We start from the raw sequence: 23605 nt of genomic DNA, 5'->3' as shown, positions 1-23605 counted from the left end.
GGTGAGGCCCCGAATTTAATCGGTGGTGCCGTGTCCTGGGGTGGGGCTATGGTTCTGCTCGTTCCAAGGCGCGGCTGTGTGTCGTTGCCGAGGGCACAGTGTTGGTTCGTTGAGAAGAAGCAGGAGGTGAGGACATTGATGACTGTCATGGTGACGGGCGCTGCCCGCATTCAGGAGTTCATCGTTTCCACCCCTGTGGTCTCCGGCTGACACCCACTCGACTTACGCGCGCAGAGCGCGCCGCCGGGGCCACCCTTCGAAGGGTTCCCCTTGTTCAACGCTTCGCTCAACACGTCTTCCACTTCTGATGCTCAGCACGTCCTCGCCGCCTACGGCTGGGACGAAGGCTGGGCGGCCGAGTTCGCCCCGTACGCTGCGAAGGGTCTGGTCCACGGCCGGGTCGTACGGGTCGACCGCGGTCAGTGCGACGTCGCCACCCTCGCTGGCGTCATCCGGGCCGACACCGAGTTCGTCGTTCCCCGTGACCCGATGAAGGTCGTGTGTACGGGGGACTGGGTCGCCGTCGATCCCGAGGGCGGTGATCCGCGGTACGCGCGCACGATCCTCCCTCGCCGTACGGCCTTCGTGCGGTCGACGTCCTCCAAGCGTTCCGAAGGCCAGGTGCTGGCCACTAACATCGATCACATCATCATCTGTGTGTCGCTCGCGGTCGAACTCGACCTCGGGCGGATCGAGCGGTTCCTCGCGCTTGCGATGTCCAGTTCGAGTGGTGACGCGCTGCTGCGTACGTCGGCGGACTCCTGGGAGTCGGGGGCGCAGCCGCTGGTCGTCCTCACCAAGGCGGACCTGGTCCCGGACCCGGCGACCCTCGCCCATCTCGTCCAGGACGTGGAGACCACCGCGCCGGGGGTCCAGGTACTCACCATCTCCTCCCTCACCGGCGAGGGCACGGACGTCCTCGCCGCCGTCGTCGGGGACGGCACCAGCGTGCTGCTCGGCATCTCCGGCGCGGGCAAGTCCACGCTGGCCAACGCGCTGCTGGGTGCCGAGGTCATGGAGGTCCAGGAGGCCCGCGAGGTCGACGGCAAGGGCCGGCACACCACGACCACGCGCAACCTGCTCGCCCTGCCGGGCGGCGGCGTACTGATCGACACGCCCGGGCTGCGCGGCGTGGGCCTGTGGGACGCGGAGACCGGCGTGGGCCAGGTCTTCTCGGAGATCGAGGAGTACGCGACCCGGTGCCGCTTCCACGACTGCGCGCACGAAGCGGAGCCGGGGTGCGCGGTGCTGGCCGCCCTGGACTCGGGGGAGCTGGCGGAACGCCGCCTGGAGAGCTACCGCAAGCTGCTCCGGGAGAACCAGCGCATCGTCGCGAAGACGGACGCGCGCGTCCGCTCGGAGATCCGCCGTGACTGGCGGCTGAAGTCGGCCGAGGGACGGGCCAACTACGCGGCGAAGCGCACCGGCCGAGCGTGACCCCTTGCCGTGACCCCTGCGGGGCCCGGCCGGGCCCGGGCCGGGTTCCGCAGGGGGTACGGCGAAGCCCGGGCGGGGTTCTGCCCGGGCTCACCCGCCGTCAGGCCGGCAGGTTCAGCTGCCACGAGACGCCGAAGCGGTCGTTCACCCAGCCGAACTTGGGGCTGAACCCGTACGAGCCCAGCGGCATCAGCTCCGTGCCCTGTTCGGCAAGGGCACCGTAGAGGCGGTCCAGCTCGGCCTCGCTCTCGCACTGGACGAACAGCGACACCGCCGGGGTGAAGCCGAACTCGTGCTTGACGTGGCTGTCGATGCACATGAACCGCTGTCCGGCGAGCGCGAACGTGGCGTGCAGGACGGTGCCCTCCGGGCCCGGGCCCTCGGGGCCGTAGCGGCTGATGTCGACGATCTCGGAGTCCTCGAACAGCGAGGTGTAGAAGGTCATGGCCTCCTCCGCCCCGCCCTCGAACATCAGGAACGTGGTGATCTTCTGCGGCATCGAGGCCATGGTGGTGCCCTCCGGGTGCTCGGGTGTGCCCTTCGGGACCGAGGCTAGGACACCCCTCCGACAACGGCCCGCGGACACTCCTACGCCCCCGCCGCCACCGCGCCCACCCACGCGCCCACCACGAGCAGGCACGCGAACAGCTCCACCAGCACGCTCGTCCCCACCTCCCGCATCACCGCCCGCACCGAGGCCCAGGCCTCGCCGTGGGTGCCCAGGCGGAGCCGTTCGCACAGGTAGATGCCCCCCACGAAGCCGGGGACCGCGCCCAGTACCGGGATCACTACGAAGCCCAGGACCGCCCCGGCCCCCGCGTACGCCGCCATCCGGCGGGTGACCCCCGCACCCCGCAGCCGCCGGGGCGGCAGCTGCCACTTCACGACCTGGACCACCAGCAGCAGCGCCGTCGCCGCGACCAGCAGGGACCACGCCAGGGCCGACCGTTCGCGCAGCGCCCACCACAGCAGCCCCGCCCACACCAGCCAGGTGCCCGGCACGCCCGGGACCAGCACCCCCAGCACCCCGAGCAGCAGCACCAGCGCTACGAGCAGCAGCTGAGGCCCTTCCATCTGCTCAGCCTGACCGACCAGGGCCTATCGGGCCACCCAGCCCCTTTCGTACGCGTGCCAGCCCAGCTGGAGCCGCGTCGTGACCCCGGACAGCTCCATCAGGCCCTTCACCCGCCGCTGCACTGTCCGCAGGCCCAGTTCCAGGTGCTTGGCCACGCTCGCGTCGGTCATGCCCGCCAGGAGCAGCGAAAGGATCTCCAGGTCCGTGGCGTCGGGGCTGCCCCCCGACTCCTCCGCCGAACCGGTCGAGCCCAGCCGCAGCGGCAGCGACTCCCGCCACACCGCCTCGAACAGGCCCATCAGGGACTCCAGCAGCCCCGAGGCGTGCACCACCAGCGCCGCCGGCTCCGCGCCGCGCGCCGTCAGCGGGACCATGGCGAGGGTCCGGTCCGCGATCACCAGCTTCGTGGGGACCTGCCCCGTCACCCGGACCCGTTCGCCGCGCGCCAGGGCCGTCGAGGCCTCCCGGATCCCGCTCGGCAGGGCCAGCACCTCGCGCTCGATCACCACCCGGTACTCGACACCCCGTACGGAGGCCCGTTCCTCGGCCTCGTTGTCGGTGCCCGTCACCACCTGCGGCCGGCCGGTGACCAGTGCGCACACCTCCTCCACGGCGCCCAGCTGGAGCTGGTGGAACCGGTGCGCCACCGCACGCGCGCCCTGCACCACCTCCACCAGGTCGTGCACCGCCGGCTCGGCCGCCTCCGCCCGGTACTCCTGGGCCAGCAGCGCCGCCGTCAGCTCCGCCTGCTCCAGCTCGTGCCGCTGCTGGGTGAGCAGGGAGCCGAGGGCGACTCCCGGCGGGGCCGCCACCCACCGCCCCGGCCGGGCCGAGGACTGCGCGGCGAGCCCCTGCCGCTCCAGGTGCCGCAGCGCCCGTTCGGTCTGCTGCACCGGCAGGTTCAGGCGGTGGGCCAGGTCCGGCACCTCCGCCGCTCCCAACGCCACCAACGCGCGGTATGCGGACTCCTGGCCCTCGTCCAGGCCTATCGCACTCAGCAACCCGTCCACCCCGCTCTCGGTACTCCCGCACACCGCCGCCTGGCGGGAAGCGGCCACGGCGCAAACCCGCCGCGGACATCATCGCCGCACCACCCGCCCCTCTGCCAAGGTCATGCCACCGCAGCACCAACATCCGCTGGCCAGAAGCCATTTACGCGGCGGCTTTGCCGCGCAATGCAGTGGTTGGCCGGAATTCACCTGGGGAGAGCGATGCGCCCGATATCGCGTACGGCGCTGGGAGCGGCCACCGCGGCCGTCCTGGCCGTCACCGCCGTGGGTCCGTCCACGGCACAGCCGAGCGACGGAGGGCCGGGCGGGAGACCCGTCGTCGGGAGCGAGGAAGCTGCGAAGCAGCCCACGGCCCCCGTCACCGTGACCCTCGTCACCGGCGACCGGATCCTCGTCTCCACCGACGCGGCCGGCCGCACCGCCGCCACCGCCATGCCGCGCGAGGACGGCTCGCAGCCGCTCGTACAGACCCGCCAGTCCGGCAAGGACCTGTACGTCTACCCCGAGGGCGCGGTCAAGGCGCTCGCCGCGGGCAAGGTCGACGAGCAGCTCTTCAACGTCACCGGCCTCGTCCGGCAGGGCTACGACGACGCGCACGCCAAGAAGCTGCCGCTGATCGCGGTCTACGACAGCTCCGTCGACGTGGCGCGCAGCGCCCCGCCGGCGCCGCGCGGAGCCGAGCGCTCCCTCGTCCTGGACTCCATCGGCGCTGTCGCGCTCGCCGCCGACAAGCAGCAGGCCGCCGCCTTCTGGGCCGACGTCACCGGTACGGACGCCCGCGCGCGTTCCGTCTCCGGCGGGCTGAAGAAGCTGTGGCTGGACGGCAAGGTCCAGGCGAACCTGGAGCGCTCCACCCGGCAGGTCGGTGCGAACGCCGCCTGGGCCGCCGGATACGACGGCAAGGGCACCAAGGTCGCCGTCCTGGACACCGGCACCGACCTGGAGCACCCCGACCTCAAGGGGCGCGTCGCCGCGTCGAAGAACTTCACCGACTCCGACACCGACGCGGACCGCCAGGGCCACGGCACCCACACCATCTCCACCGTCGGCGGCTCCGGAGCCGAGAGCGGCGGAGCCAAGAAGGGTGTCGCCCCCGGCGCCGAACTGCTCAGCGGCAAGGTCCTCGACGACGGGGGCTACGGCCTCGACTCGTGGATCATCGCCGGTATGGAGTGGGCCGTCGAGAACAAGGCCGACGTGGTCTCCATGAGCCTCGGCGACCCCTCCCAGACCGCGTGCGACGACCCGCTCGCCGCCGCGGCCGAACGCCTCTCGCAGCAGGGCCCGCTGTTCGTGATCGCCGCCGGGAACTCCGGACCCGGCAACAACACGGTCTCCTCGCCCGGTTGCGCGGCCGCCGTGCTGACCGTGGGCGCCGTCGACCGGGACGACACCACGGCGAACTTCTCCAGCCGCGGCCCGGCCGGACTCCAGCACACCCTCAAGCCCGAGATCGTGGCCCCCGGCGTCGGGATCTCGGCCGCCGCGGCAGGCGGCCGCGGGGTGTACGCCTACCAGTCGATGTCCGGCACCTCCATGGCGACCCCGCACGTCGCGGGCGCCGCCGCCATCGTCAAGCAGCGCCACCCCGACTGGACCTCCCAGCAGATCAAGGCCGCCCTGGTGGGCTCCGCGAACACCCGGGTCCCCGGGGACGTACGGGAGACCGGCGGCGGCCGCCTCGACCTGAAGGCCGCTCTCGACACCACCGTCACGAGCGCCCCCGCCGTCCAGGGCGGTACGTACAACTGGCCGCAGGACCGCAGCGACCGCACCGGTGTCGAGGTCCCGTACACCAACACGGGTGCCCGGCCGGTCACCCTGGACCTCGCCGTAGAGAAGGTCACCGGCAACGACGGCTCGGCCGTCCGCAGCCAGGTCGCCCGCCTGGAGCGGCGTACGGTCACCGTCCCGGCCGGCGCCACCGTCAAGGTGCCCCTCGCCCTCGACCCGGCCGCGAAGCTGGAACGCTCCCAGTACGGGGACGTCACCGGCCGCGTCGTCGCCACGGCGAACGGGGTGCGCGTCTCCACCCCCTTCTCGCTCCACGTCGAGCCGCAGACGGTGACCCTGCGCGTCAAGCTCGTCGACCGCTCGGGCAAGCCCGCCGCCGGACCCTCCTCGCTGGACGTCATCGGCACCGACGACGCCGCCGGTGAGCGCCGCTTCAACGACGGCTCCGTGGACCAGGTCTACCGGGTCCGCCCGGGCGCGTACTTCCTCTCCGCCTTCGTCGGCACCCCCGACTCCGGTGAGGGCGCCGAACTGACCGACTCCCTCACCTACCTCGGCCGCCCCCAGGTCGAGGTGAAGAAGGACACCACCGTCGTACTGGACGCCCGCAAGGCCGGACGCCTGGCCATCGAGGCCGACCGGCCCGCCGAGGCCCGCAACACCACCCTCGGCTTCGCCCGCAGCTGGGACGACACCTGGCTGCACGCCGGCACCGCCATGGGCGGCCGGACCGTCCGCGGGTACTACGCCTCCGTCGAAGGCCGCGCGGAGGACGGGGACTTCGAGTTCGCCAGCTACTGGCGGGCGGCCGCGCCGCTCGTCACCGAGCTGAAGGCCGTCGGCGGTCCCGTCCTGCACCCGATCACCGCGTCCACCGGCAGCGACAACCTCGACGGCAACGGCACCGCGCCGCTCGTCGACGCGGGCACCGGTACCCCCGAAGAGCTCGCGGCGGCCGGGGTCAAGGACGCGATCGCCCTGGTCAAGGTCACGGACGGCGCCCTCCACGAGCTCGCGCAGCACGCCGAGGCGGCCGGTGCCAAGGCGGTCCTCCCTTACCGCGAGACCCCCGGCCGCTGGGTCGCCTTCACCGGCTACGCGGGCGGCGCCCTGCCCACCCTGGCCATCGAGTCCGGCGAGGGCAAGGCGCTGCTGGCCGCGCTGGCGGCGGGCAAGGTCACGCTGTCCTGGAAGGCCACGGCGAAGAGCCCGTACGTCTACTCCCTCGCCTTCCCCGAGACGGGAGAGGTCAAGGGCGGCCGCACCTACCGGGTGCGTGACCGCGACCTCGGCCAGGTCGACTCCACCTACAACTCCATGGGCGTGGCAGCCGACTTCATCGACCTCGCCGGGGCCTACCGGCCGATCGGCAGCGCGGTGTACTTCGGCGGGTTCGAGACCGTCGCGGCTCCGGGCCGGCGCACCGAGTTCTACTCCGCCGGGGACACGGCCTGGGACCAGCTGCTCTCCAGCAGCTTCCCCTGGGGCGAGTTCATGACGGGCGAGCAGCGGACCCACGCGAAGGGCGGCAAGTCCACGGCGACCTGGTACGACGGAGTGACCGGCCCCGTGGCACCCCGCGACTCCGCAGGCAAGGAGGTCCTGGCCGCCGAGCGGCAGGGCAACCTGATCGGCTTCGCCCCCGCCATGTGGGGCGACAGCGGCCACTCGGCGCAGCCGGGGTCCTTCGGGGACATTGGCAACCTCGAGCTCAAGCGTGACGGCGAGGTCATCGGCGAGAGCTGGTACCCGTTCGGGGTCTTCGAGGTCCCGGCCGAGGAGGGCCGCTACGAACTGACCCAGAACATCGAGAAGATCGGGCCGCCGGCGCGCACCTGGCAGCGCTCCACCTCGGTCCGGACCAGTTGGGGCTTCACCTCGAAGCTCGACTCCTCGGCGTACTCGCAGGGCCTGCCGGTCCTCTTCCCGAGGTACGCGGCGCCGCTGGACGGCCTGAAGACCGTCCCGGCCGCCGACGGGCAGGCCATCGGGCTCAGCGCCACCGGGCACGGGGGATACGCCTCCGGCGCGCTGAAGTCGGCGAAGCTGTCGTACTCGTACGACGGTGAGAACTGGATGGAGGCGAAGGTCAGCGAGCGCGGCGGCGCCTGGACCGCGACCGTGGACCACTCCGGAGCCTCCGGCAAGCCGGTCTCGCTGAAGGTCGAACTGACCGACGCGAACGGCGCCTCGGTCACCCAGGCGGTCGCGCGGGCGTACGACGTCCGCTAGTCCGTACGGGTAAAGCGGGAGGGGTCCACCGGGCGGCGGCCCGGTGGACCCTTTTCGTGTGTTCCGCGTTTTCCGCCCCTGCCGGAGGCCGACAATGAGGGCATGAGTCAGCAGGGCGCGGACGACTGGTGGCAGAAGCTCTACGAGGACCCGGACGCGGGACCGGAACCGGATCCGGGGGACACCCTGGACAACCGGTTCCGCTCGGCGTCGGTCCTGGTGACGGACCCGACGGCGGATCCGGGCCCGGATCCGGGACGGGGTCCGGGGCGGGACGTGGAGTCGGTGCGAGGCCCCGAGCCGGGGCGGAGCGTGGAGTCCGTGCGAGGCCCGGATCCGGCGCGGGGTCCGGGCCCGGCCCCGGTGCCCGGGATGCGGCCGGAGGCCGATCCGGCCCGGCCCGGCGCGGGATCGCGGGGTCCGGCGTCGCCCGGTTCGGGACCACCCGGCCCGGTATCGCCCGGCGCCGGACCGCAGGGTCCGGCATTCCCCGGTCCGGCGGGAGCGCGTCCCGGTCCGCCGGAGCCCCCGCGTTCCCCTGACGGCCGCCTCCCGGGCCCCCGCCGTCCCAGCCCGCCCCCGGCCGTACCGCCACCACCCCCGGCCGTACTGCCCCCGGCAGCGACGGCAGCGACGGCAGCCCCACAGCCTCCGCCGCCCGCCGCGCCGCCCGCGCCGTACCCGGCCGGTGCCCCGCGGGATCCGCGGGCGGGCGGGGTGACCGGGTACGCGCTCGGGGGTGTGGCCGTGCCGCCGATGCCGCCGCCGGAACCGCCCGCGTGGCGGTGGGAGGTGCCGCCGGAGGTCCGGCCCGAGGCGGCGCCGGAACCGCCGCCCGTGCCCGCACCCCAGCCCCCGCCCCCGCCCGCGGCCCCGGCCGGCGCCGCCGGCCGACCCGAGGTGCACCACCTCGGTGACCGCGCCCCGACCTACGCGCCCGAACCGAGCGCGCTGCCGCCCGCCGATCCGGCCGCCGTGGAAGCCCTCACCCCCGACACCGTCCTGGAGGGGGCCCGCTACGGCACCTACACCCTGCGCGCCGCCTCCCTGCGCGGGGACTCCGCCCGGTTCCGGGGCGAGGCCCGGCGGGACTTCCTGCTCGCCGCGCGCTTCGGCGGCGGCGACGAGGCCCTGGTCCTCGTGGTGCTGGCCGGCGGGGACCGGGCCGCGCCCGGGGCCGCCGATGCCGCCGCCGAGCTGGGCCGCACCGTCGCGGCGGCCGTCGGGCGCAGCCAGGAGCGGCTGGCCGACGACATCAGGGCCGGGCGCCGCGACGCCCTGCTCTCCGGCCTCCAGCGGCTCACCGACCGGGGCTACGGGCGGTTGCGGGCCCGCGCCGCCGAGCTGGGGCTGGCGGAGGACGCGTACACCGCGGGACTGCGCGGGCTGCTGCTCCCGGTGGACCCGCAGTGCCGGACCCGGGTGTGCTTCGGCTCCGGCGCGGGCGGGCTGTTCCGGCTGCGGTCCGGCGCGTGGCAGGACCTGGAACCGGCCGAGGAGACCTCCGGCGAGCCGGCCGGGGCGGGCTTCCGCTTCCGCGCCTCGGTCGCCCGGCCCGGGGACACCCTGCTGCTGTGCTCCGGCGGCCTGGCCGAGCCGATGCGGGAGGAGGCGAGCCTGCCGGCCGAACTCGCGGTGCGCTGGTCCGAGCCCGAGCCCCCGGGCCTCGCGGCCTTCCTCGCGGACACCCAGCTCCGCCTCAAGGGATACGCGGACGACCGTACGGCCGCCGCGGTCTGGGAGGCGTAACCGGGGCATACGTGGCTGGATGGGAGGCACACGCAACGGAGAACCGGACGGTACCGGACCGGAGACCGGGAAGGGTGCACCCCTCATGGCCAAGCAGAACGTGGCGGAGCAGTTCGTCGACATCCTCGTACGCGCGGGCGTCCGCCGGATGTACGGGGTCGTCGGCGACAGCCTCAACCCCGTGGTGGACGCGATCCGCCGGACAGGTGACATCGAGTGGATCCAGGTCCGCCACGAGGAGACGGCGGCCTTCGCGGCCGGCGCCGAGGCCCAGATCACCGGCCGCCTCGCCGCCTGCGCCGGCTCCTGCGGTCCGGGGAACCTGCACCTGATCAACGGGCTGTACGACGCCCACCGTTCGATGGCCCCGGTCCTCGCGCTCGCCTCCCACATCCCCTCTTCGGAGATCGGCCTCGGTTATTTCCAGGAGACCCACCCCGACCGGCTGTTCGCCGAGTGCAGCCACTACAGCGAGCTGATCTCCAACCCTCGGCAGATGCCCCGCGTGCTCCAGACCGCCATCCAGCACGCCGTCGGCCGCAGCGGGGTCGGTGTGGTCGCCCTGCCGGGGGACATCGCGGCCGAGCCCGCCCCGGAGAAGACGGTGGAGCACGCCCTCGTCACGGCCCGGCCCTCGGTGCGGCCCGGCGACGGTGAGATCGAGAAGCTGGTCCGGCTCGTCGACGAGGCGGACAGGGTCACCCTCTTCTGCGGCAGCGGCACCGCAGGGGCGCACGCCGAGGTGATGGAGTTCGCGGGCCGGGTCAAGGCACCGGTCGGGCACGCCCTGCGCGGCAAGGAGTGGATCCAGTACGACAACCCTTAACTGCGTACGTCCTTCGGGCATCCGTGGCGAGTCGAGGTGTCTAGCCGACGTTCAGCGGATCGCGGCGTATGTGCCTCTATGCTCTGCCGCCATGACTATCACGCCAGTCATGGCCACCCTTTTCGGCGCAGTGATCGGTGCACTGGCCACGATCGGCGGCCAATGGGTCACTCAGAGGGCCACCCGCGCCAGGGAACGGGATCACAAGATCTGGGAGCGGCGGGCCGACGCTTTGGAGGAGACGCATCGCGTCACGCTGGCGCTGGCCGCTCGGCGGCGTGAGGTAGCCAGCTCCCACGAGTATCCGGAGGTTTTGGATCCGGAATATCAGGAAGACCAAGCGCGCTTGGTGACCACGAAGATTGCACTGTACGCCTCGTCCGAGCTGCTCGCCGCAAACAGAGCCTCCTTCCAGGCGCATGTTGAATGGTTGACGGCCGTGATGCGCTGGTCGCTAGTGGAGGTTGGTGACCCGAAGCAATTTGAAGCCTACCGAGCCGCTTGGCAGAAGGTGGAGCAGGCGAAGGGCGCCGCTGATGCAGCCGATGAGATGCTCGTCAAGCAGCTGCGGACTGATGCCTTGCTGGTGCCCCGCGGCAAGTGGCGCAGGCGGTGGCGCAGGAAGTGAGTCAGATCGAGTCGCCCCTCACATACGCAGGTAACCCCAGTACGACAATTCCTAGGTGTGTACGTCCTTGCCTGCACCGCCCCGGTACATGCGCCGTCACTGTGCCGGGGCCGAGTCATGCCGGTGCGGCGTCCGCCGGCCCCGGTCAGCTCAGGGTGCCCGGATGCAAGCCGGGGGCGGGGCTTTCGGGGCATGGGGTGCCTCGAAAGTTCCGGGAAAAGGGCCGGTAGAAGACCGGAGAAGGGACCTGCCGCAAGGTCGCGACACTCGGCACTGTTGGCGCCAACGCCACGGGCGGGCACCGACCCCCTTTAGGGACTAATGACCCTTCCGGCTGGGGCCTTTTCCGCTGTACAGCTGACGGCCGCTCGCAGAACCTGGTCACGCACCTTGGTAGGCACCTCTCCGACGGAAGGTCAGGACGCCATGAGCAAGCGCAGCATCCTCAAGAGCACCCCGAGCATGCCCGCGCTCAACATCCGAAGCGGTGGGCTACGCGTCACCGTGCAGCGGGTACCGGCATGGCTGGTGGGCCGATTGACCACAGGCGCGGGAATCGTGGGTACTCGGCTCGGAGTTCCCGGGCATCGAGCGCGGGGGCGGGAGCGTCGGCGCGTGGGGACCGCCTCTGATGGTGTGAGAGTTGTCCGTATTACGGCAGTTCGAGAAGTTCATCTAGGCTGATCAAACGGGCCACCGCCGCCCCCCTCTCTAAGGGGGTACGGGATCTCGGGTCCACCAACGGCATCGCGGTGGACGGATGGCCCACCGCCCGCGCTACCGTCCGGGTCAGCGCGCGTTCGCAAGCGACATGACGGAGGTTCCGCACATGGCAGCCGACTGCACCACTCCCATACTGGACATTCGATGCGGCGGGTTCCGCATGACTCTTCAGCAAGTACCCGTGCGGCTCTTGACTGGCTTGGCAACCCTTGGCGCGTCTGCGCTCACGGCGTGGCTGACGACCCGCTAGAACGGGGTGTTAGCCACGCCGAAGTCCGTGCGCGTATTGAGCTGGTGGCAAGCAAAACACAGTGCTGAGCGTCGCTCGTGTCTGTCCCGCCGAGCCGGCGCCGCCTCCAGCCTCGTCCGCTATTGCAGGCGACGGCGGAGGTGACCTACGCAGGTAACCCCAGTACGACAATCCGTACGACGTCGGAATGAGCGGCCTGCTCGGCTACGGCGCCGCCTACGAGGCCACCCACGAGTGCGATCTCCTCATCCTCCTCGGCACGGACTTCCCCTACAACGCCTTCCTCCCCGACGACGTGAAGATCGTCCAGGTGGACATCCGGCCCGAACACCTCGGACGGCGCTCGCAGTTGGACCTCGCCGTCTGGGGAGACGCATGGGAGACCCTGCGAGCCCTCAACGCCCGGGTGAAGGTCAAGTCCGACCGGCGCTTCCTGGACCGGATGCTGAAGAAGCACGCGGACGCGCTGGAGGGAGTGGTGAAGGCGTACACGCGCAAGGTCGAGAAGCACACGCCGATCCATCCCGAGTACGTGGCTTCGGTACTCGACGAACTCGCCGACGAGGACGCCGTGTTCACCGTCGACACGGGCATGTGCAATGTGTGGGCGGCGCGCTATCTTTCCCCGAACGGCAAGCGGCGCATCATCGGCTCCTTCAGTCACGGCTCGATGGCCAACGCCCTCCCGCAGGCCATCGGCGCGCAGTTCACCGACCGCGGCCGTCAAGTGGTGTCGATGTCGGGTGACGGCGGTTTCTCGATGCTGATGGGAGATTTCCTCACCCTGGTGCAGTACGACCTGCCCGTCAAAGTAGTCCTGTTCAACAACTCCTCACTCGGAATGGTCGAGTTGGAGATGCTGGTTTCCGGCCTGCCCTCGTACGGGACGACGAACAAGAACCCCGACTTCGCCGCCATCGCCCGCGCGGCGGGCGCGTACGGGGTCCGCGTCGAGAAGCCCAAGCAGCTCACCGGGGCTCTGAAGGACGCGTTCCGGCACAAGGGACCCGCTCTCGTGGACGTGGTGACCGACCCCAACGCACTGTCCATTCCTCCGAGGATCAGCGCCGAAATGGTGACCGGATTCGCACTTTCCGCCAGCAAGATCGTGCTGGACGGGGGTGTGGGCCGGATGGTTCAGATGGCTCGATCCAACCTCCGCAACGTGCCGCGTCCCTGAGCCCGAAGGAGTGCGGAACGGCTCGGGGGGCATGCATCCCGTAGAGCTGTTCGAGAGCAATGACACGGGGGAGGGGCATCGCCGTGCGGGTGGGGGCGAAGACCGGGAAGCAGTGGAAGAGAGGCAGGCCCGTACCGCGGGAACCGTCCACCGGCGAGGACGGGGCACCGGTGGACCCGCTGCGGATCACCCGGACCGTGTGCCGGGCGGATCTCAAAGCGGTGGGCGAAGTCCGCAAAGCATTACGGGAGTTGATGCGTCAGGGGTACGGGACCGGCGCCGCCGAGGTGGCGGAGCTGCTGATCACCGAACTCGTCACCAACGCCCTCGTGCACACCGACCGGGGTGCGGAGGTGTCCGCGAGCCTCGCCGCCACCCGGCTGCGGGTGGAGGTCCGGGACTACGCCGCCTGCCGGCCCCGGCCGTACGTACCGACCGCCGACGACGGTACGCACGGCCGGGGACTGATGCTGGTGCAGGCGCTCGCCGATGCCTGGGGCGTGGACTCGCTGCCCCCGGGCAGCGGGAAAGTGGTGTGGTTCGAACTGGACGGAGGGCCCGCCTGACGCGGCGGGCCCGGGCGGAGTCAGCCGAACTGCTGTTCCAGGTCCTTCAGTTTGCGCTCCAGGGAGTCGAGCCGGGGAATGGTCTGGGTGTCGTCCTCGGCGGTGAGGTCCACCGTCCGGGGGCCGGTCACGGCCAGGTCAGCGGATTCGGTCCGGCTGACGGCCTGGAGCGAGGGCAGGCGGCGCAGGGGTGGCAGTAGTCCCGGTTCCGCTATGGCCGGCTCCGCGCCGACCGGCGCGGAGCCCGTTCCGGGGGCCAGCCCCGGCATGTCGCCCTCGCGGGCGCGTGCCCGCCCGAACGCCCGGTTCTGCCGGCCCAGCGCCCGGATGTGCGCGCGGTCCAGGCGGTGCTGCTCGCGCCTGCGGTGCCGGTCCTGCTCCTTCTCCTTCTTGTCCTCGCGCACCTCGTCCACGGCCTCGTCGAGGGTGCGTACGCCTTCCAGCAGCATGAGCGACCAGGCGCCGAAGGTCTCCCGGGGTGCCCGCAGCCAGCGGACCATCCGGATCTGCGGCAACGGCCGCGGAATCAGGCCCTGTTCGCGCAGCGCCGCCCGGCGGGTCTGCTTGAGGGCGCGGTCGAAGAGGACGGCCGCGGAGAGCGACATCCCGGCGAAGAACTGCGGGGCGCCGTCGTGGCCGATCCCCCGGGGGGCGTGCACCCAGTTGAACCAGGCGGCCGCGCCCGCGAACAGCCAGACCAGCATGCGCGAGCCGAGGGCCGCGTCGCCGTGGCTGGCCTCGCGGACGGCGAGCACCGAGCAGAACATCGCGGCGCCGTCGAGGCCGAAGGGGACGAGGTACTCCCAGCCTCCGGACAGGTTCAGGTTCTGCCGGCCGAAGCCGACCAGCCCGTGGAAGGAGAGGGCGGCGGCGACCGCCGCGCAGCAGAAGAGCAGCACGTACGAGGCGGATCCGTAGACGGCCTCCTTGCGCCGCCGCCGTTCCTCGCTGCGCTCCCAGCTGTCCTCGGCCGCGGCCTTCTCGCTCTCGCGCTTGCCCCGGGCCAGTACCGCAACTGCCGCAAGTACGCCCAGGATCAGCAGGCTGCCGGGCAGCAGCCAGTCCAGCGATATGTCGGTCAGTCTCATGCGGATGTCCCTTGCCTCGCGTATGCGGCCTTCCGGGCGCCATAGTGGCGCAGCCGGTCCGCCGTTCATGCGGGTTTCGGGTCAAGTGGACGCCAACGGGGGGCGGGTCCCGCCGGATAGGGTGTTGTAGATCGAACGGACGGCCGTAGAGGTTGAGTTGAGTTCGATTACGGTCACCCCTGCGGGTGGGTTCAGGCAGTGGCGGCCGCAGTCAGCCGGGCGACGCGCTCCGCGTCACAGGTCCGGGGGCAGGTGTCGCAGGTGTCGGCCGGGCGGATCGTGTAGAAGAAGCAGCAGCTGGCCCGGTCCCGGGTGGGCAGCTCGCCGCCGTCGGGGCCCGTGAGCGTACGGAACCCCGCGCCGCCGGTGTACGGGGCCGTGGAGCCCGGCAGCAGCGCCGCCAGCTCGGCCATGACCCGCTGCTCCTCGCCGAGCAGCTGCCCGAGGTACCAGAGGCCCTCGACGACGTCGTCGGTCGCCATGCCCCACAGGGCCCGCCGGCCGCGCCGCATCCGCGGGCCGAAGCCCTCCAGCAGCGGTTCGAGGTGCTGGGCCACCGCGACCCGCACCTCGGCGCGCAGCGCCTCCTCGTCCGGCACGACCCGCGCCCCGGGGAGGGCGGCCGCCGGGTCGTCCGGCAGGCAGGCGAACTCCTCGACTCGCACGGACATCCGGCCGAGGGTCCGGTGGTAGGCCACCTGGGTGACGGGGAGCCGGGGGACCCGGCGCAGCAGCATCCAGGGGGCGGTGATCAGCAGGCAGGCCGCCCAGGCGTACCGGTGCAGGCCGAAGCTCGCGACCACGTCGGGGCGGGCCTGGGTCCCGTAGTCCCTCAGCACCTGGGCGTTGTCCCAGGCGAGGAAGGCGTCGAGGGCCGGCCCGCCCGCGGCGAGCTCGTCCGCGCCGACCCACCCCACACCGCGAGGGGTCGGTTCGTGCGCGGCTCGCTCGATGACCCGTAGTCCGTCGTAGACCTCGGCCAGGCGGGCGTACGCCTCCGCCACCGGAGAGCCGGCCGGGGCGGAAGGGACGTCCAGGGCAGGGGGTACGACAGTGACGGCCATGGAGGGACCACCGAATCGTGCGATCGTTAACAGGTTAGCCTTACCTTACCCGATCTCGGCAAGGCCGTATCCTCGGGGCAGCCCGCGACCCGTAGGAGAACCGAGTGCACGACACGGCCCGAGCCCAGGTGCCGGAACAAAGGCGCAAGGTGTTGCGCCATTCGGTGCGCGGGCAGATCCTCGACGCCCTGCGCGCCGCCCTGCTCGAAGGCGAGCTGGCGCCCGGGGAGATCTACTCGGGCCCCGGGCTTGGCGAGCGGTTCGGGGTCTCCGCGACCCCCGTGCGCGAGGCGATGCAGCAGCTGGCCCTGGAAGGGGCGGTGGAGTGCCTTCCCAACCGCGGCTTCCGCGTCCTGTCCCGGACCCCGCGGGACGCGGCCGGGCTGGCCGAGGTACGGGCCCTGCTGGAGGTCCCGGTCATGCTGCGGCTGGCCGGCGCCGTGCCGGCCGCGACCTGGGAGGCGCTGCGTCCCATGGCCGCCGCGACCGCCGAGGCGGCGGAGGCGGGGGACCTGGCGGGCTACGGGGACGCCGACCGGGCCTTCCACCGGGCGGTGCTCGCGCCGGCCGGCAACGACCAGCTGGTCCAGGTGTCGGAGGCGCTCCACCGGCGGGCGCAGTGGCCCCTGCCGGGCGCTCCGCGGGTGCGGCGGTCGGATCTCGTCGCCGATGCGGCGGAGCACGGGGCGCTGCTGGATGCGCTGGTCGCGCGTGACCTTGCGGTGGTCGAGTCCCTCGTCCGCGAGCACCTCGCGGGCCCCAGGCCCTGACGCCGCCCCTGCCCCTGCCCCTGCGGGCCGCCCCGTGGGGCTCGGCCCCAGACCCCGCGCCTCAATCGCCGGCGGGGCTGGATTGGGCCGCCCCTGAGGCTCAAACGCCGGCCGGGCTGAAATCCAGCCCCGCCGGCGATTGAGGCGACGGCGCGGAGCGCCGGGTGGTGGCGCGGGCTACGCCGCAGGCGACGGGGCAGGCGACGGGGCAGGTGTCGGTTGGAGTTGGTCCGCCAGCCAGGTGGGGATGCCGCCCAGGAGGTGGAACAGGCGGCGGGCCTCCTCGCGCAGGCGGGTGGCCTCCGGTTCCGGTTCGGCCTCGGCCAGCGCGGCGAGCGCGGGGGCCGTGCCGACCAGGAAGCCCAGCTCCTCGCGGATCCGCAGGGATTCCACGAAGCCCTTGCGGGCCTCGGCCACCTCACCGTCCCGCAGGGCCAGCGCCGCCAGGTGCCGCCAGGTGAACGACAGCAGCAGGGTGTCCCCGTGGGCCAGCGCCCCCGCATGGGCCCGGCGGTACGCCGGCCGCGCCGACTGCGGGGCGTCCGCCAGGTGCTCGGCGACCAGGCCCCGGCGGAAGTCCAGCAGCGGCCGGGTCCGGGAGCCGGGGGACAGCAGGGCCGCCGCCCGGCCCAGCGCCGAGCGGGCCTCGTCCGCCCGGTCGCGCACGCCGAGCACGGTGGCGGCGTAGGCCAGCTGGCCCCGCTCGCACGCCGCCGCCCCGCGGTCGTCGTCGTCCTGCGCCACCGCCTCCGCGATCCGCAGCGCGTCCTCCGCCTCGGACCAGCCCTGCCCGGTGAACAGGCACCGCTCGACCAGCAGCGCGGTCCGCTGCACGGCCGCTCCGGCGTTTCCGGGCTTGCCGACGTGTGGCGTCAGCAGCGCCGCGGCGTCGGTCCAACAGCCGCGCGAACGCAGCCGCCATATCGCCCGCTGGAGGGGGTCTTCGCCCCCGGTAGATCCGGCACCGGACATGGCGGTGTCCGCCACATTGCCCTCCCCAAAGCAACCAGGCCGCACATCATTGGGCCCTGGGGCGAAATGAGAGCACGGATCGGAGGCTCCGGCCAAGGGGTCGGGTGAACATTTTCACAAAGTCCGGACGGATCATCAGCCGCCCCCGGGCCGGGCCGGCCGGCCGCGGGGCGGATCTCCTCAGCTCATCCGCAGTGCGAGGAAGAAGTCGAGCTTGTCCTCCAGCCGGGACAGGTCCCGGGACGTCAACTGCTCGATTCGCCCGACCCGGTACCGCAGCGTGTTGACGTGCAGGTGCAGCCGGGTCGCGCAGCGGGTCCACGAGCCGTCGCAGTCCAGGAAGGCCTCCAGGGTCGGGATGAGCTCCGCGCGGTGGCGCCGGTCGTAGTCCCGCAGGGGGTCCAGCAGCCGGGCCGTGAAGGCGCGGCGCACGTCGTCCGGCACGAACGGCAGCAGCAGCACGTGCGAGGCCAGCTCGTGGTGGCCGGCGGCGCAGACCCGGCCCGGGCGGGCCGCGGCGACCCGGCGGGCGTGCCGGGCCTCCTCCAGCGCCCCGCGCAGCCCCTCGGCCGAGTGCACGGCCGCGCTGACGCCCAGGGTGATCCGGCCGTCGTCGGCCAGGCCCGCCGCCAGGGGGTCCCGTACGGACGCGAGGAGCACGTCGGCGTGCAGGGCCGCATCCGGGCCCTTGTCCTCCCCGGCCTCCCCGGCCAGCGCGGGCAGCGGCACGAGGGCGATGGCCTCGTCACCCGCGTGGGCGACCGCGATCCGGTCCGAGGGCTCGGGCCCCGAGACGGACGGGTCGACGAGGATCTCCTCCAGCAGCGACTGGGCCACCGGGCCGCCGGGGATGTCCCCGTTGTCCCAGTCCACCCGGGCCACCACGACCTGCCAGTGCGGTGCGGCGCCCAGCCCGGGCAGCAGCACCGGCGCGGCCACCCGCAGGCGGGCGGCGATCTCGGCGGGCGGTGCGCCCGTCTGGACCAGTTCCAGGACCTCCTGCGCCAGGCGGCGGCGCACCGTGCGGGCCGCGTCGCGCCGGTCGCGCTCCACGGCGATCAGCTGGGTGACGCCCTGGAGCAGGTCCAGCCGCTCGGCCGGCCAGTCGCCGGCGTCCGCCTCGACGGCCAGCAGCCAGTCCGAGAGCACGGTCTCGCGTACGTCCCGGGTGACCGTGCCGGCGGCGCCCCGGCCGTGTCCTCTGATCGGGAACAGGGAGTAGGTAATACCCTGGATGGAGATCCGGTGCGGCCCTCTGCGGCCCGTCCGGACCGCCGCGAGGTGCTCGCTCGCCAGGGTTGCGCACACGCCCGGCGTCAGCGGCTCGCCCGCCCCGGCGATCTGCCGGCCCGTGGGGGACAGCACCCAGGCCCGGAGATCGAGGTCGGTGGTGAGCAGATCCAGCACCACATCGGGGCCGCCGCCGGCCGGACCCGAGGTCATCAGGCGGCGGTGGCGGTCCACGACGGCCGCGAGATCGCCCGCCCGCTCACCGGACACCTGGCGCACCACGTACTCGGTGATCGTGGCGAATGCAACGTCTTCGTTCACAGCGAACAGCGGCAGCCGGTTGCGCACACAGGCCGATACCAGATCGTCCGGGATGGCTCCCAGTTCCGCCTCGCCGGCGGCCAGCCCCGCGACGCCCGCGCTCGCGAGGATTCGTACGAACGGCTCGGAGTCGGCCGAATTCCTACGCCAGGCCAGGCCAGTGAGGACGAGTTCGCCCCCGGAGAGGTACCGGCTGGGATCGCGTAGGTCGGTTGTCATGACCCCGCGGACCGTCCGGTCGAGTTCTTCCTCGCCGCCGAGCAGCCGCAGCCCCAGCGCCTCGGTTTCCAGCAGTGCGCGCAGCCGCATGATGTCGCCGCCGATCTGTCTCGAATGTTGCCGTTGGAAATCGGGCAGGTCGTCGCATCCTGCCTTTCATACGAATCTACAAGACGAGGGAGGCCGCCAGCCAACTCCTTCATGGTTTCGGTGACTGCACCCGGGGGATAGGCGGCCGGTGTACTGAGTCCACACCGCGTTAACAGCACGTGAACGACCAGTCGAGGGTCCTTAGGCCTCCTGGCTTGAAGTGAACGACACGATGAAGAAGAAGAGAGCCGCTCATGGACTTCCTTCGCCCCGCCAGCTGGGAGGAGGCGCTCGCCGCTAAGGCCGAGTTCCCCACAGCTGTGCCGATTGCGGGTGGCACCGACGTGATGGTCGAGATCAACTTCGACCACCGTCGGCCGGAGTACCTCCTGGACCTGAACCGCATCGGTCTGCTGCGGGAGTGGGAGGTCGGCGAGGACGTGGTCCGTCTGGGCGCCTCCGTCCCGTACACGCAGATCATGGAGAACCTCCGCACGGAGCTGCCGGGTCTCGCGCTCGCCTCGCACACGGTCGCGTCCCCGCAGATCCGTAACCGCGGCGGTGTCGGCGGCAACCTCGGTTGTGCCTCGCCGGCCGGCGACTCCCACCCTGCGCTGCTCGCGGCGGGCGCCGAGGTCGAGGTGGAGTCCGTACGCGGCTCCCGCCTGATCCCGATCGACGAGTTCTACACCGGCGTGAAGCGCAACGCGCTCGCCGCCGACGAGCTCATCAAGACCGTCCACATCAAGAAGGCGGACGGCCCCCAGCAGTACTCCAAGGTCGGCTCCCGCAACGCGATGGTCATCGCGGTCTGCGCGTTCGGTCTGGCACTGCACCCGGAGACCCGCACCGTCCGTACCGGAATCGGTTCGGCCGCGCCGACCCCGATCCGGGCGAAGGCCGCGGAGGAGTTCCTGAACGCCGCGCTCGAAGAGGGCGGCTTCTGGGAGTCCGGCAAGGTCATCACCCCGTCGATCGCCAAGCAGTTCGGTGACCTCGCCTCCGGCGCGGCCAACCCGATCGACGACGTCCGCGGCACGGCGAAGTACCGCCGTCACGCGGTCGGCATCATGGCTCGCCGCCAGCTGGTCTGGACGTGGGAGCAGTACCGCGGTACCGGCAACGGCCGCTCGCTCGAAGGGGCTGCGTAATCATGCGCGTCAATTTCACTGTCAACGGTCGTCCGCAGGAAGCCGACGACGTGTGGGAGGGCGAGTCCCTTCTCTACGTCCTGCGTGAGCGTCTGGGCCTGCCGGGTTCGAAGAACGCCTGCGAGCAGGGCGAGTGCGGTTCCTGCACCGTCCGTCTCGACGGCGTGCCGGTCTGCTCCTGTCTCGTGGCCGCCGGCCAGGTCGAGGGCCGCGACGTCGTGACCGTCGAGGGCCTGGCGGAGTTCGCCAAGCAGCGCGAGGAGCACGGCCACGGCGGTGCCTGCGGCACCGGCGGCGGCTGCGGCAGCAAGGGCGTGTCCCTGGACGCGGCCAAGCAGTGGCAGGCCAAGCCGGGCGACTCGCAGACCGGCGAGGGCGTCGAGCTCTCCAACATCCAGCAGGCGTTCATCGACGCCGGCGCCGTCCAGTGCGGTTTCTGCACCCCGGGCCTCCTGGTCCAGGCCGACGCGCTGCTGGAGGAGAACTCCTCCCCGTCCGACCAGGACATCCGTGAGGCCCTGTCCGGCAACCTGTGCCGCTGCACGGGCTACGAGAAGATCCTCGACGCGGTCCGCCTCGCGGCCGCCCGTCAGGCAGAGGCGGTCTGACCATGGCTCAGAACACGCGCACGGTTCCGGCGGGTACGCCGACCAACGTCACGCAGAAGCACACCAAGGGCGGCATCGGCGAGTCCACGCTGCGCCCGGACGGCACCCTCAAGGTCACCGGTGAGTTCGCGTACTCCTCGGACATGTGGCACGAGGACATGCTGTGGGGCCAGACCCTGCGCAGCACCGTCGCCCACGCCGAGATCGTCTCCATCGACATCTCCGAGGCGCTCGCCATGCCCGGCGTCTACTCGGTGCTGACGTACGACGACCTGCCGGCCGAGATGAAGAACTACGGCCTCGAGATCCAGGACACCCCGGTTCTCGCCAACGGCCGGGTACGTCACCACGGTGAGCCGGTCGCCCTCGTGGCCGCCGACCACCCGGAGACCGCCCGCCGCGCGGCCGCCAAGATCAAGATCGACTACCGTGAGCTGCCGCTCGTCACGGACGAGGCCTCCGCCCTCGCCCCCGGCGCGCCGCTGATCCACGAGGGCCGCGACGACCACCACATCGGTCACGTCCCGCACCCGAACATCGTGCACCGCCAGCCGATCATCCGCGGCAACGTGGAAGAGGCCCGCAAGCGCGCCGACGTCATCGTCGAGGGCGAGTACACCTTCGGCATGCAGGACCAGGCCTTCCTCGGCCCGGAGTCCGGCCTGGCCGTGCCGTCCGAGGACGGCGGTGTCGAGCTGTACGTCGCCACCCAGTGGCTGCACTCGGACCTCCAGCAGATCGCCCCGGTCCTGGGCCTCCCGCCGGAGAAGGTCCGCATGACGCTCTCGGGCGTCGGCGGTGCCTTCGGTGGCCGCGAGGACATCTCGATGCAGATCCACGCCTGCCTCCTGGCCCTGGCCACGAACAAGCCGGTCAAGATCGTCTACAACCGCTTCGAGTCCTTCTTCGGCCACGTGCACCGTCACCCGGCGAAGCTGTACTACGAGCACGGCGCCACCAAGGACGGCAAGCTCACGCACATGAAGTGCAAGATCGTCCTGGACGGCGGCGCGTACGCGTCCGCCTCCCCGGCGGTCGTGGGCAACGCCTCCTCCCTCTCGGTGGGTCCCTACGTCCTGGAGGACGTGGACATCGAGGCGATCGCGCTCTACACGAACAACCCGCCCTGTGGCGCGATGCGCGGCTTCGGCGCCGTCCAGGCCTGCTTCGCCTACGAGGCCCAGATGGACAAGCTCGCGGCGAAGCTGGGCATGGACCCGGTCGAGTTCCGCCAGCTGAACGCCATGGAGATGGGCACGGTCATGCCGACCGGCCAGGTCGTGGACGCGCCGGCGCCCGTCGCCGAGCTGCTGCGCCGGGTCAAGTCCCGCCCGCTGCCGCCCGAGCGCCAGTGGGAGTCGGCCGGCGAGGGCGCGGACGTCCGCGCGCTGCCCGGCGGTCTCTCCAACACCACGCACGGCGAAGGCGTCGTCCGCGGCGTCGGCTACGCGGTCGGCATCAAGAACGTCGGCTTCTCCGAGGGCTTCGACGACTACTCGACCGCCCGCGTGCGCCTCGAGGTCATCAACGGCGAGCCCGTCGCGATGGTCCACACGGCCATGGCGGAGGTCGGCCAGGGCGGTATCACCGTCCACGCGCAGATCGCCCGTACCGAGCTGGGTGTCACGCAGGTGACCATCCACCCGGCCGACACGCAGGTCGGCTCCGCCGGTTCCACGTCCGCCTCGCGGCAGACGTACATGACCGGTGGCGCCGTGAAGAACACCTGTGAGGCCGTCCGCGAGGCCGTGCTGGAGATCGGGCGCCGCAAGAACGGCTCCTACCACCCGGCGTGGGCCACCGCCGAGCTGCTGCTCGAGGGCGGCAAGGTCGTCACCGACGGCGGCGAGGTCCTCGCGGACCTGGCCGACATCCTCGAGGGCGAGGACGCGATCGACCTGGAGCTGGAGTACCGGCACCACCCGACCGTCCCGTTCGACCTGGTCACCGGCCAGGGCAACGGCCACGTCCAGTACACCTTCGCCGCGCACCGCGCGGTCGTCGAGGTGGACACCGAGCTCGGCCTCGTCAAGGTCGTGGAGCTGGCGACCGCGCAGGACGTCGGCAAGGCGCTCAACATGCTTTCCGTGGTGGGCCAGATCCAGGGTGGTACCACCCAGGGTCTCGGCGTGGCGATCATGGAAGAGATCATCGTGGACCCGAAGACCGCGAAGGTGCGCAACCCCTCCTTCACGGACTACCTGATCCCGACCATCCTGGACACCCCGACCATCCCGGTCGACGTCCTGGAGCTCGCCGACCCGAAGGCGCCCTACGGCCTTCGCGGTATGGGCGAGGCCCCGACCCTCTCGTCGACCCCGGCCGTCCTCGCGGCGATCCGGCAGGCGACCGGTCTGGAGCTCAACAAGACGCCGATCCGTCCGGAAGCCCTTACCGGGACCCTCTAGGACGGCGTGGTCCGGGGGCCGCGAGGCCCCCGGACCCCCTCAGACTCTCCGGGCGGTGCGACATGGGAACGTCACACTTCACCGCGCACCGCCCGGAGTACATACGAAGTACCGCACCGCTCGCGGTCCCTTCACCTGGCAGTACCCCTGCAGAAACCCCCGCCATAAGTACCAGCGGTAACCCCCGCAGTACCCGCAGTACACGCAGTGCACATTTCGCGTCGCCTCGGGCCGTCACCCCGGGTCGTGCAGCCAAACGCACCATCCCAAATCC

General features: G+C 71.9%; 16 protein-coding genes and 2 pseudogenes. 11 read left to right on the top strand and 7 right to left on the bottom strand.

The window, feature by feature from the left end:
- The first annotated feature begins 270 nt into the window (after window positions 1–270).
- Complete coding sequence (gene rsgA, locus OG447_RS28320) at window positions 271–1437, top strand: ribosome small subunit-dependent GTPase A (RefSeq protein WP_266940269.1); 1167 nt, start codon at window positions 271–273, stop codon at window positions 1435–1437.
- Between the two features lie 100 nt (window positions 1438–1537).
- Here rsgA and OG447_RS28315 read toward each other — a convergent pair whose 3' ends face one another.
- The 3 genes from OG447_RS28315 to OG447_RS28305 all read right to left on the bottom strand — a co-directional run bounded on the left by OG447_RS28315 (window position 1538) and on the right by OG447_RS28305 (window position 3513).
- On the bottom strand, window positions 1538–1936 hold the full coding sequence (locus OG447_RS28315; protein WP_266940268.1) for a VOC family protein: 399 nt from the start codon (window positions 1934–1936) through the stop codon (window positions 1538–1540).
- A gap of 89 nt (window positions 1937–2025) precedes the next feature.
- On the bottom strand, window positions 2026–2511 hold the full coding sequence (locus OG447_RS28310) for a DUF456 domain-containing protein (RefSeq protein ID WP_266940267.1): 486 nt from the start codon (window positions 2509–2511) through the stop codon (window positions 2026–2028).
- Between the two features lie 24 nt (window positions 2512–2535).
- Entirely contained in the window at window positions 2536–3513 is a 978-nt protein-coding gene (locus OG447_RS28305; RefSeq protein WP_266940948.1) for a helix-turn-helix domain-containing protein, read from the bottom strand.
- Window positions 3514–3723: 210 nt separating this feature from the next.
- On the opposite strand from OG447_RS28305, the gene OG447_RS28300 reads away from it, so the two are divergent.
- The 6 genes and pseudogenes from OG447_RS28300 to OG447_RS28275 all read left to right on the top strand — a co-directional run bounded on the left by OG447_RS28300 (window position 3724) and on the right by OG447_RS28275 (window position 13410).
- On the top strand, window positions 3724–7488 hold the full coding sequence (locus OG447_RS28300) for a S8 family serine peptidase (RefSeq protein ID WP_266940266.1): 3765 nt from the start codon (window positions 3724–3726) through the stop codon (window positions 7486–7488).
- A 717-nt stretch (window positions 7489–8205) separates the two neighbouring features.
- Window positions 8206–9237: a protein phosphatase 2C domain-containing protein gene (locus tag OG447_RS32330; protein WP_323181870.1), complete on the top strand. Its 1032-nt coding sequence runs from the start codon at window positions 8206–8208 to the stop codon at window positions 9235–9237.
- Window positions 9238–9322: 85 nt separating this feature from the next.
- Window positions 9323–10060 (top strand): annotated as a pseudogene (locus OG447_RS28290) (thiamine pyrophosphate-binding protein); the annotation flags it as partial.
- 94 nt (window positions 10061–10154) lie between these two features.
- Window positions 10155–10691: a hypothetical protein gene (locus tag OG447_RS28285; RefSeq protein WP_266940264.1), complete on the top strand. Its 537-nt coding sequence runs from the start codon at window positions 10155–10157 to the stop codon at window positions 10689–10691.
- Between the two features lie 1133 nt (window positions 10692–11824).
- A pseudogene (locus OG447_RS28280) lies at window positions 11825–12844 on the top strand (thiamine pyrophosphate-dependent enzyme); the annotation flags it as partial.
- Between the two features lie 59 nt (window positions 12845–12903).
- Window positions 12904–13410 (top strand): ATP-binding protein, encoded by a 507-nt coding sequence (locus tag OG447_RS28275; RefSeq protein WP_323181869.1) that lies wholly within the window; start codon window positions 12904–12906, stop codon window positions 13408–13410.
- A gap of 20 nt (window positions 13411–13430) precedes the next feature.
- On the opposite strand, the gene OG447_RS28270 is transcribed toward OG447_RS28275, so the two are convergent.
- Together OG447_RS28270 and OG447_RS28265 are read right to left on the bottom strand one after the other, a co-directional pair.
- Window positions 13431–14498: a DUF2637 domain-containing protein gene (locus OG447_RS28270; RefSeq protein WP_266940263.1), complete on the bottom strand. Its 1068-nt coding sequence runs from the start codon at window positions 14496–14498 to the stop codon at window positions 13431–13433.
- A gap of 191 nt (window positions 14499–14689) precedes the next feature.
- Window positions 14690–15562 (bottom strand): (2Fe-2S)-binding protein, encoded by an 873-nt coding sequence (locus OG447_RS28265; protein WP_266940262.1) that lies wholly within the window; start codon window positions 15560–15562, stop codon window positions 14690–14692.
- A gap of 104 nt (window positions 15563–15666) precedes the next feature.
- On the opposite strand from OG447_RS28265, the gene OG447_RS28260 reads away from it, so the two are divergent.
- Window positions 15667–16332, top strand: coding sequence for a GntR family transcriptional regulator (locus OG447_RS28260; protein WP_266940261.1), 666 nt, complete (start codon window positions 15667–15669; stop codon window positions 16330–16332).
- Between the two features lie 177 nt (window positions 16333–16509).
- Here the strand turns inward: OG447_RS28260 and OG447_RS28255 are convergent, their stop codons facing one another.
- Window positions 16510–17319 carry a hypothetical protein gene (locus tag OG447_RS28255; RefSeq protein ID WP_266940260.1) on the bottom strand — a complete coding sequence of 270 codons (810 nt, stop codon included), beginning with the start codon at window positions 17317–17319 and terminating at the stop codon, window positions 16510–16512.
- 165 nt (window positions 17320–17484) lie between these two features.
- Entirely contained in the window at window positions 17485–19164 is a 1680-nt protein-coding gene (locus OG447_RS28250; RefSeq protein WP_266940259.1) for a PucR family transcriptional regulator, read from the bottom strand.
- A gap of 254 nt (window positions 19165–19418) precedes the next feature.
- On the opposite strand from OG447_RS28250, the gene OG447_RS28245 reads away from it, so the two are divergent.
- Genes OG447_RS28245 through OG447_RS28235 form a run of 3 tightly spaced genes read left to right on the top strand, consistent with a single transcriptional unit; the run spans window position 19419 to window position 23331 of the window.
- A complete protein-coding gene (locus tag OG447_RS28245; RefSeq protein WP_031151493.1) occupies window positions 19419–20315 on the top strand; it encodes a xanthine dehydrogenase family protein subunit M in 897 nt (298 codons plus the stop codon).
- A gap of 2 nt (window positions 20316–20317) precedes the next feature.
- A complete protein-coding gene (locus tag OG447_RS28240) occupies window positions 20318–20923 on the top strand; it encodes a (2Fe-2S)-binding protein (RefSeq protein ID WP_266940258.1) in 606 nt (201 codons plus the stop codon).
- A 2-nt stretch (window positions 20924–20925) separates the two neighbouring features.
- A complete protein-coding gene (locus OG447_RS28235) occupies window positions 20926–23331 on the top strand; it encodes a xanthine dehydrogenase family protein molybdopterin-binding subunit (protein WP_266940257.1) in 2406 nt (801 codons plus the stop codon).
- The last annotated feature ends 274 nt before the right edge of the window (window positions 23332–23605 follow it).

Origin of the sequence: Streptomyces sp. NBC_01408 (assembly GCF_026340255.1) — a bacterium.
Lineage (GTDB): Bacteria > Actinomycetota > Actinomycetes > Streptomycetales > Streptomycetaceae > Streptomyces.
The sequence above is the reverse complement of the archived record's forward strand: the minus strand, read 5'-3'. Positions and strand labels throughout refer to the sequence as shown.

Excerpts from the sequence above, each read along its gene's own strand:
- OG447_RS28315 (WP_266940268.1), bottom strand. The coding sequence starts at position 1,936 with ATGCCGCAGAAGATCACCACGTTCCTGATGTTCGAGGGCGGGGCGGAG.
- OG447_RS28310 (WP_266940267.1), bottom strand. The coding sequence starts at position 2,511 with ATGGAAGGGCCTCAGCTGCTGCTCGTAGCGCTGGTGCTGCTGCTCGGG.
- OG447_RS28300 (WP_266940266.1), top strand. The coding sequence starts at position 3,724 with ATGCGCCCGATATCGCGTACGGCGCTGGGAGCGGCCACCGCGGCCGTC.
- OG447_RS28285 (WP_266940264.1), top strand. The coding sequence starts at position 10,155 with ATGACTATCACGCCAGTCATGGCCACCCTTTTCGGCGCAGTGATCGGT.
- OG447_RS28275 (WP_323181869.1), top strand. The coding sequence starts at position 12,904 with ATGACACGGGGGAGGGGCATCGCCGTGCGGGTGGGGGCGAAGACCGGG.
- OG447_RS28270 (WP_266940263.1), bottom strand. The coding sequence starts at position 14,498 with ATGAGACTGACCGACATATCGCTGGACTGGCTGCTGCCCGGCAGCCTG.
- OG447_RS28265 (WP_266940262.1), bottom strand. The coding sequence starts at position 15,562 with ATGGCCGTCACTGTCGTACCCCCTGCCCTGGACGTCCCTTCCGCCCCG.
- OG447_RS28250 (WP_266940259.1), bottom strand. The coding sequence starts at position 19,164 with ATGCGGCTGCGCGCACTGCTGGAAACCGAGGCGCTGGGGCTGCGGCTG.
- OG447_RS28245 (WP_031151493.1), top strand. The coding sequence starts at position 19,419 with ATGGACTTCCTTCGCCCCGCCAGCTGGGAGGAGGCGCTCGCCGCTAAG.
- OG447_RS28240 (WP_266940258.1), top strand. The coding sequence starts at position 20,318 with ATGCGCGTCAATTTCACTGTCAACGGTCGTCCGCAGGAAGCCGACGAC.
- OG447_RS28235 (WP_266940257.1), top strand. The coding sequence starts at position 20,926 with ATGGCTCAGAACACGCGCACGGTTCCGGCGGGTACGCCGACCAACGTC.